General features: G+C 57.9%; 8 protein-coding genes and 1 pseudogene. 1 reads left to right on the plus strand and 8 read right to left on the minus strand.

Features of this window, described 5'->3' with window-relative positions; translation table 11 throughout:
* The 8 genes and pseudogenes from HJ536_RS21040 to HJ536_RS20475 all read right to left on the minus strand — a co-directional run.
* Positions 1-194: pseudogene (locus HJ536_RS21040) on the minus strand (PfkB family carbohydrate kinase); the annotation flags it as partial.
* 100 nt (positions 195-294) lie between these two features.
* The gene (gene iolG, locus HJ536_RS20445; RefSeq protein ID WP_177159239.1) at positions 295-1,290 is read right to left on the minus strand and encodes an inositol 2-dehydrogenase; all 996 of its coding nucleotides are present in this window, start codon (positions 1,288-1,290) and stop codon (positions 295-297) included.
* Positions 1,291-1,308: 18 nt separating this feature from the next.
* Positions 1,309-2,082 (minus strand): TIM barrel protein, encoded by a 774-nt coding sequence (locus HJ536_RS20450; protein ID WP_177159240.1) that lies wholly within the window; start codon positions 2,080-2,082, stop codon positions 1,309-1,311.
* 1 nt (position 2,083) lies between these two features.
* Positions 2,084-3,043 carry a sugar phosphate isomerase/epimerase family protein gene (locus HJ536_RS20455; RefSeq protein ID WP_177159241.1) on the minus strand — a complete coding sequence of 320 codons (960 nt, stop codon included), beginning with the start codon at positions 3,041-3,043 and terminating at the stop codon, positions 2,084-2,086.
* Complete coding sequence (locus HJ536_RS20460) at positions 3,040-4,062, minus strand: Gfo/Idh/MocA family oxidoreductase (RefSeq protein WP_338082470.1); 1,023 nt, start codon at positions 4,060-4,062, stop codon at positions 3,040-3,042. The genes HJ536_RS20455 and HJ536_RS20460 overlap by 4 nt, the downstream gene beginning before the upstream one ends.
* A 99-nt stretch (positions 4,063-4,161) precedes the next feature.
* Positions 4,162-4,986 carry an ATP-binding cassette domain-containing protein gene (locus HJ536_RS20465; RefSeq protein WP_177159242.1) on the minus strand — a complete coding sequence of 275 codons (825 nt, stop codon included), beginning with the start codon at positions 4,984-4,986 and terminating at the stop codon, positions 4,162-4,164.
* Positions 4,987-4,992: 6 nt separating this feature from the next.
* Positions 4,993-5,937, minus strand: a complete 945-nt coding sequence (locus HJ536_RS20470) for an ABC transporter permease (RefSeq protein WP_228028844.1) — start codon at positions 5,935-5,937, stop codon at positions 4,993-4,995.
* A gap of 186 nt (positions 5,938-6,123) precedes the next feature.
* Positions 6,124-7,083, minus strand: a complete 960-nt coding sequence (locus HJ536_RS20475; protein WP_177159244.1) for a substrate-binding domain-containing protein — start codon at positions 7,081-7,083, stop codon at positions 6,124-6,126.
* Between the two features lie 379 nt (positions 7,084-7,462).
* On the opposite strand from HJ536_RS20475, the gene HJ536_RS20480 reads away from it, so the two are divergent.
* Positions 7,463-8,488, plus strand: coding sequence for a LacI family DNA-binding transcriptional regulator (locus HJ536_RS20480; protein ID WP_177159245.1), 1,026 nt, complete (start codon positions 7,463-7,465; stop codon positions 8,486-8,488).
* Positions 8,489-8,629: the final 141 nt, after the last annotated feature.

An 8,629-nucleotide genomic window follows, 5' to 3' on the forward strand; every position in this document is an offset into this window, starting at 1 on the left:
ACCCATATGCTCGTTCCCCACACGGGAAATCAGAGCCGTCTTCAGCCCAAACGCGCCGTTCCACACGCAATATTCGTCGGAGAGCCACCAATATACTTCTCGAAAGACCCCATGTCCTCGAGCCGCCCACCAATCTGCGCTCCGTACAAATCAACGCCCGCCCGACCGATCGTAATCACATCCAAATCACGCATCCCTAATTCCTTCCATGCACCAAACATTCAGCTTGGTAAAAATACCCAGGAGGTGAATGGAGCCCGGAGGCTCCAGAGCGGGCAGAGCCCCCGACTCGGTTCACACTTCCTTCAAAAGAACTGGCCCGCCGGATTGCGCGGATCGTGTTGCGGCCTCAGCCAGCGTAAGCGCCAGTACCCCATCATCAAGCGACACAGGAACACTGCGCCCGTCCGCAACAGCATCAACGAATGCCGCCCATTCTGCCGCATACGCCGCCATATAACGCTCAAGGAAAAAGTAGGTCGGCTTCGCCCCCGAGACCCCTGCAGCCGTAGATTTAACCACTGTGTTCTCAAGCACATTCTGGGCCTGCAGCATCCCTGAGGAGCCCAAGACCTCAACCCGCTGATCATAACCATAAACAGCACGTCGAGAGTTCTTGATGACAGCGATACGGCCATTCTCGTAGCGCAGGGTCACGACAGCAGTGTCAAAGTCACCAGCCGCGCCGATGTCCGGATCGACGATGGACGAACCTGTCGCGGATACAGACACGGGCGCCTCTTGCAGCAGGAAGGTCGCCACGTCGAAATCATGGATCATCATATCGCGGAATATTCCGCCAGAGACCTTGATGTAGGATATCGGCGGCGGTGCAGGATCAAACGACGTAATCGACAGCAGCTCGGCCTTGCCGATTTCACCTGCGACCAATGCTGCCTGCAAAGCTCCGAAATTCGGATCAAACCGGCGGTTGAAGCCGATCATCACAGGGCGATCAGAACGGGCCACCGCCGCGTGACAAGCGCGGGCTCGGGCGAGCGACAGATCCACCGGCTTTTCGCAAAGCACCGCTTTTCCTGCCGCACAGGCAGCTTCGATCAGATCCGAGTGGGTGTCGGTCGATGTTGCGATCAAAACAGCATCAATCGATGGGTCCCCGAGGATCTGGTCCGTCGTACGCGCGGCGCAACCATATTGCTTGGCCAACTTTTCAGCGGCCTCGAAGAAGTAGTCCGAGACAGCGACCAGTTCACTGCCGGGGTGTTCGGAGATTGCTTTAGCGTGGACGCCGGCAATCCGCCCCGCGCCCAATAGTCCAACTTTCAACATGAAATGCTCTTTTCAGGATTAAATTGTGAACGCGGAGCGGAAAGCTTCCAGCGCCGCCTCTTCTTCGCCGCGGGCAAAGGCCTCCAAGCCGACCGGCCCGTGATAGCCCATGGCCGCCAGCGCATTGGCGATACCCACATAGTTGATCTCGCCGGTGCCCGGCTGGCAGCGACCGGGATTGTCGGCCACCTGCACCTCACCGATCCAAGGGTGACACGCCTCGCACCAGCGGATCAGATCGCCCTCTCCGATTTGAGTGTGGTAAAGGTCAAGGTTGATGCGCAGCTGCGGGCGATTAACCGCAGAGACCAGTCCCAGAACGTCGGCCGTACTGCCGAAAGGGCATCCGGGGTGGTCCAGCGGATTCAGGTTCTCGAGCGTGAAAACAACGCCCTCAGCTTCGGCCAGATCGCAAATCCGGTGCAGGGTATCGCGCGCACAAAGTGCCATCTTGGGCGTGAACGCCCCATGGTGCGGGATGGGCAGTCCGCCGTCCCCCAGACCAGTGCCATGTAGGTTCAAACGCGCCACGCCAAGGCGCTTGCCTACTTTGATTGTTTGTCTGGCAGAGGCCAACAGCGCATCGGCCCCCTCGGGGTCAATGAGACGCCCCTGAAGATAGCCATTCATGATGGTAAAGGACGCGCCGGTCTTCTCCAGCGCCTCCAGATCCCATTCGGGCCAATTCCACAGGCCGACGCCAAAGCCCATCTCTTTCAGCCGCGAGGCACGCCACGCGATGGGTTTGTGTTGCCAGAGCATTTCCGCACATGCAGCAAGTTGAAAGGACATGTCAGATATCCTGCGGTTTATAATCAGCAGGCGCTGCAGGCATAACACCTTGTAACAGCGCGACGGATTTCTCCAACCCTTCCAAAGAGTTCAGTAGAACATCCTCGTGCTCGATCGAGAGCCAGCCATCATATCCGGCCATCTTCAGACGGTAGCAGAACTGCCGCCACCATTCTTCGCCATGCCCGAAACCAAGGGTGATGTAAGACCAGCTCCGTGCCGGAATATCCATGAGCGAGCCATTCTCGAGCAAACTGGTCGTGGCCTGTACGGGGGCGTTCAGCATCGTGTCCTTGGCGTGAACATGATAGATGGCAGTGCCAAGAGCCTCTGCGGCAACCAGCGGGTCCGCGCCCATCCAGAACAGATGCGAGGGATCAAGGTTTGCCCCGATCACCGGACCGATCGCCGCTCGTAGCTTTAGCAGGGACGGCACGTTGTAGACACACTGGTTTCCGTGCAGTTCCAGCGCAATGCGTTCGACCCCATGTTCCCGCGCCAGCGCAGCGATGCGGGTCCAATAGGGGATCAGCTTTTCCTGCCATTGATAGTTCAGGATTGCCTGCGTTTCCGGTGGCCATGATGACACGACCCAGTTCGGCATTTCGTCAGTGGGGCTGCCCGCTGGTAGACCGGACATGGTGCAGACAGTCTTGATCCCCATGGCCCCTGCAACGCGGATCGTATCCTCTAGCCCCTGCCCCTGAGCGGGGTCTGTGGGATGCAGTGGATTACCGTTTGCATTGAGGGCAATCACCTCGAGGCCCCGATCGTCAAAGGCCGTAGCAAAGTCGCGCCGCGCCTGCCCGTCCGCCAACATCGTTTGAAGGTCGAAATGGGGGGCCGTTGACCACCCGCAGGTGTTCACCTCGACGCCGCTGACGCCCATACGTACTGCGTGATCCAGCATGTCACCGAAGCCCATGCCACCGAGGCTGTCCGATACAAACCCGAGCTTCATGCCGCAATCCCCTTGTCCAATGAATAGAATGCCGGTTTCGGGGGCAGGTTCACCGCCTGTTTCACCCCCGTCGCCAGCGCCTTGGCACCCGCCTCGGCGACCAGAGCGGCACAGAGGCCATCCCAGCAGTCCGACGCCTTTGCCGGCAGCGCGCCACCGCGGGCAAAGTCCAGAAACGCGCGGTTCTGGCGCACGTAGGCTTCGCGGTATCGAGCGCGCCAATCCGTGTCATAGCGGGTCGAGGCCGCCAGCTTCATGTCGGTGCGGGTGTAGGCAACGTTGTTCATCGCAATCGCACCAGCCTCGCCGACCAGTTCGGCACGGACGTCATAACCATACGCCGCGTTATTGTTCACTTCGATCGTCACCAATTGGCCATCCATGGTTTCCAGCACCATGACGACCGGAGCGACACGCGCATCCGAGCGGTTGGGCTGGTAGGCCGACACCGACACGAACTCTGTCCCCAGCACATGCCGGACAATATCGAATTCATGGGGAGCAGAGTTGGTGATCGCCATAGCGCCCGTGAAATCGGCTGCGGGGGTTTCCACGTTGCGGTGGAAGTTGTGCATCATCAGCGGGCGGCCAATTGCGCCAGACACCAGAGCCTCGCGCATTTCGACATAGGACTGGTCGTAACGGCGCATAAAGCCGAGCATCACGAACTTGCGCCCTGCTGCCTGCTCTGCTGCCATCACCTGCAAACATTCCGCTGGTGACTGGGACAATGGCTTTTCGCACAGAACAGGTTTGCCTTGGGCGATACAGGCCATCGACAACGGAGCATGGGTGAAATCCGGTGACGCAATGATCACCGCATCCACGTCGTCCCGCGCGATCACGGACTGCGGATCATCCGATGTATGCTGCGCCCCGAAACGTTGGGCGACCAGCGCGGCGCGGGCGATGTCCATATCGCACACAACCTGAAGCGTCGCGCCCGGCAGGTCATGCGCAACAATTCTTGCGTGATCCTCGCCCATTATACCTGCGCCGATTACTGCTATTCGCGTCACGGGCAAACTCCTTCTGTCCGGTCGGACCAATGGGCCGACCGATGTTTGACAACTGTGATTATGTTGGATTGTGTGGCGTGCCAGCGGCACGCCACGGGATCAGGCGCTCATTTGGGGAACGTGACCGTCGTGGGTCTGCTGATAGACCTCGATATTCGCTTCGAGCTCTGCCATCGACTCGCCGCCTGCCATTAGGTCAGCGATTTCTTCTCGGGTTTTCTCGCCCTTGCGGAAATCGGCAGCGATCGCACCGCGGATCAGAACGGCAAAGTGGTCCCCCACTGCCATGGCGTGCATTACCTGATGGGTGATGAAGATCACTGCCAGCCCGCGTTTCTTGGCCTCGTTTACGATGCGCAAAACGTGGGCTGCCTGTTTGACACCCAATGCCGCCGTCGGTTCATCCAAAATCAGGACACGCGCCCCGAAATAGACCGCCCGCGCAATGGCCAGCGACTGACGTTCCCCGCCCGACAGCCCACCGACCAAGCGGTCGCCATCGGTAATGCGGGTGATGCCCATCTTCTGGACTTCTTCGACCGCGATACGGTTCGCCTTGGCCCGGTCAAAGTACTTGAACGGCCCGAACCCCTTGGTCGGTTCCGACCCCATAAAGAAGTTTCGACCCACAGACATCAGGGGGTAGGTCCCGCCAAACTGGTGCACCGTGGCGATCCCGCGCTCTTGCGCTTCTTTTGGATTACCAAAGGTCACAGGCTGTCCGTCCATCAGGAACTCACCGCGGGTGGGCTGGTGAACGCCCGCCAAGGTCTTGATCAGGGTCGATTTTCCGGCGCCGTTGTCCCCAAGCAGACATAGAACTTCGCCCGCGCGGACCTTGATGCTGATTTCATGGAGCACATCTATCGGACCAAAGGATTTATCGACGTTACGCAATTCGAGAATAGGCTGTTTTGCAGACATGATCGCTTACTTTTTCGAGGGTTTCGACCAGCTGGTTGCCAGCTTGCGGAAGGTATCGTTCATCAGAACCGCGATCAGCAGCATCACACCGATGATCAAGAAGGACAGGTTTCTGTCGATCTCGGTAAAGCCGATGGCCTGGGTCACGATGGACAGGGTCAGAACGCCAAAGACGATGCCCATGACTGTCCCGAACCCGCCTGTCAGTAGAACGCCACCAACAACCACGGAAATAATGGTATTGAAGATCAGGCCAAAGTTCGCCTGCGAGGTCGCCGAATTGAAGGTGATCACCTGCAGAACTCCGGCAAACGCAGTCGCGGTCGAGCACAACATGAAGAGCCCGATCTTGAGCTTGGTGACGGGAATGCCAGCGTTGCGTGCACTTTCCTGATCACCGCCAAGGGCGAAAACCCAGCTGCCCTTGGGCGAATAGTGCAGAAAGAACACGAAGACGCAGACCAAACCGGCCCACCAGAACACCGAGGAGTTGAACCCGTAGAACTTGCCGCCAAGCAGCGCTTTGGCAAAGGCGGGCGCATTGTAGAACGAGTTGGTGTTATTGATGAAAAAGATCGACAGATAGAGCGTCAGGCCCGCCACCGCGAACAGGGTTGCCAGCGTGACAATGAACGACGGAACTTGGGTGTGGGTCACAATATAGCCGTTCACAAACCCGATCAGCGCCCCCACCGACAGCGCGGCGACAATCCCCACCATGATGGGCATCTGGTAGTGGCCGCACACGATCGCCACCGTCATAGTCGACGCAGGCAGCACCGCCCCTGTCGAGATATCAAGCTCGCCCGAGATCATCAGAAAACCGACCGGAATGGCGATAATTCCAACCAGCGACGCGTAGTTCACCCATGTTGTCACGCCCGGAACAGACAGGAAGTTACGTCCGAACCCGAAAATCGAGAAGAGAATGAAGACGACAGCAAAGCCCATGAACGCCCCGGAGGCGGGACTGCGCAAAAGGCTGCTAAACGAGAAAGATCTGGACACCGGTGAAACCGGCGAACTTTCGAATGAGGATTGGTCGGTCACTGGCATTGACTCCGTAATTCTGACTGCATGCGCGACTGGAACGGGACCGGCCGAAATCCGGCCAGTCCCTTGATTTTTCAACGGGAATTAACGCGCACCCAGTTTCACACCTTCGATGGCAGTCTCGACATTCGAGGCATCGACGATTGCCGGGCCGGTCAGCACGGGCTTGGTCGCCAGTTCGGTCCCGAACTTCAGATTCGCGAACAGCATCGAGGTCGCAAGGAAGCCCTGCAGGTAAGGCTGCTGGTCGATCGCCATGGTCTGGGTGCCATTCGAGATGCGCTCCAGAACCGAGGCAGACATGTCAAAGGTACCCAGCTTGACCTCGCCGGTTTTGCCCAATTGATCGATTGCCGACGCAGAGGCATCCGCCGCCCAAGCCGCAAGGTTGATCACAGCATCGATGCTGGGGTCTGCGATCAGCTCGGCCTTGATAGCCTCGGATGTACCGACCATGTCCTGATCCAGATTCGCGGGGACACGCAGGATATACGCTGCTGCGCCTGCTTCTTTGGCACCGTCCTCGACACCCTTGCAGCGGGTTTCCAGATTGACCGCGCCGGGGTTCTGGATGTGGCACAGGATTTTCTTGGCGCCCTGACCTGCCAGATATTTGCCGCCCGCCACACCGGCCAGATATTCATCGGAGCCAAAGTAGTTCAGAGCATCGTATTCGCCCATTTCCGACTGACCGGCGTTGAAGGACATAATCTTGACACCTGCATCGCGGGCCGCCTTCAGCGCGGGGGTCTCGGATTCCGGCAGCCAGTTCGGGATGGCAATACCTTCGGCGCCCTGCGCGACGGCCTGCTCCACAAGCGACACCAGATCGGGGCCGAAGTTGTCGTAGTTCTGGGTCTGAAGGAAGTTCACGGTGCCGCCGTTCGCCTCGACCATCAGAGTTGCGTCATCCACACCCTTCTTGACCATGTTCCAGAACCCGTCCTGCGCCGAGCCGACGATGACAGCAATGTCCTGCGCCTGTGCGCCGGTTGCCAAAAGAACAGCGGTCGCTGTGGTCGCGATAAACTTTTCAAATTTCATGTCGATGACCTCCTCTGAATTACCCGCCCTAAGGCGGATCGACACTGAAACCCCTTACCGGGCTGTAATTTGGGCAAACGTCACCAGCCAACCCGCGATCGCGACTTGGGAATCTGTTGCCCGAAGTTGTTTGAGATTTCTTTGGGTGCTCACATCACATCGGCTCAGGTCGCCGTTGGTGTGATCACTTGCCTTCTCCCCCCAAACTGATTGGTAATATCTTTTCAACGCTGGTTCTTGACTAGTTCGCCCGCTTCATTTTTTTTATGTGAAAAACATCAAAATGAATTTTTGTGCAAATTTTTCCTTTTTTATATAGATAAATTGGACATAGGCTAATCTCATACTTTGATCGTAATCACATCAAAATAGGCATCGTATGGCACCTTCGTCTCATCCTTCCAACTGGCGGGGTCCGACAATCACTGAAATCGCGGAACTGGCTGGTGTGGGCACGGCCTCGGTTGATCGGGTCATGAACAACCGTCCCGGGGTCAAGGAAAAGACCCGCCAGCGCGTCATGAACGCTTACAATAAACTGATGCTGGAACGCGGCGAAGGCGGCACCTTGGATCTGCGTCTGTTCTGCGAATCCGGAGAGGGTTTCAACGAGGCCATGAAGCGCGCCGCGGTCGAGGCAAACCGGACTGTGCCCGGCATCCTGATCACGCCCTATTTCGAAACGACCAGCGATTTGGACCCGATCCGGTTTGCCCGCCGGATGCAGGATGACGGAGCGGCCGCTCAGGGGGTGATCCTTGTGGCGCGGGAACACCCTGCTATCAATCGCGCCGCCAGAGCGCTCATGGCCCAAGGCGTGCCGGTGGTTTGCCTGACAACCGATCTGCCCTCGTCCCGACGGGCGACCTATATTGGCAATGACCAACACGCCGCAGGCAGTGTCGCAGCGCATCTGATCGGCCAGACCCTGCCCGACGCACCGGGCCGCATCCTGTTGGTGATGAGCGAAACCTTCCGATGCCAGCAAGAACGGGAGATGGGATTTCGCCGCGTCCTGCGCGCCAATTTCCCCAAACTGAAAATCGAAGAAAGACTGCTGTCAGACGACCGAGCTGAAACAATCCGCGCACAGATGCTGGCCCATTTCGACGCGAGCGGCTTCCCCGATGCGGTGTATAACACAGCCGGTGCAAACCGCGGCGTTGCCCAAGCCTTGACCGAAAGGGGGGCCGCCGATGTCATCTTTGTCGGACACGAATTGACAGTTCATTCCAAGGCCCTGCTGGAAAACGGTGTCATGGATTACCTGATCTCTCATGATTTTGCGGGTGAAATGGCACAAGCGGCACGGTGGATATTGCAAACACGAAAGGGAGCATCGTCAGACCCGCTACCTTCGCAAATACTTATCCACACGCGGTTCAATTGTGACCTGCAGACCTAATAACCAATACAGTTACAGCTAATGAGTTAGACTTTCCTCGCCCACGTTTGCCCGTGATCGACAATTGCCTTCATTTCCTAACGACCGAAGCTGACCTGCCACGGGATTTTTCCTCCATCATCGATTAGAGTCTGACGCAAT

Origin of the sequence: Donghicola mangrovi, assembly GCF_013377535.1 — a bacterium.
Taxonomy (GTDB): Bacteria; Pseudomonadota; Alphaproteobacteria; order Rhodobacterales; family Rhodobacteraceae; genus Donghicola; species Donghicola mangrovi.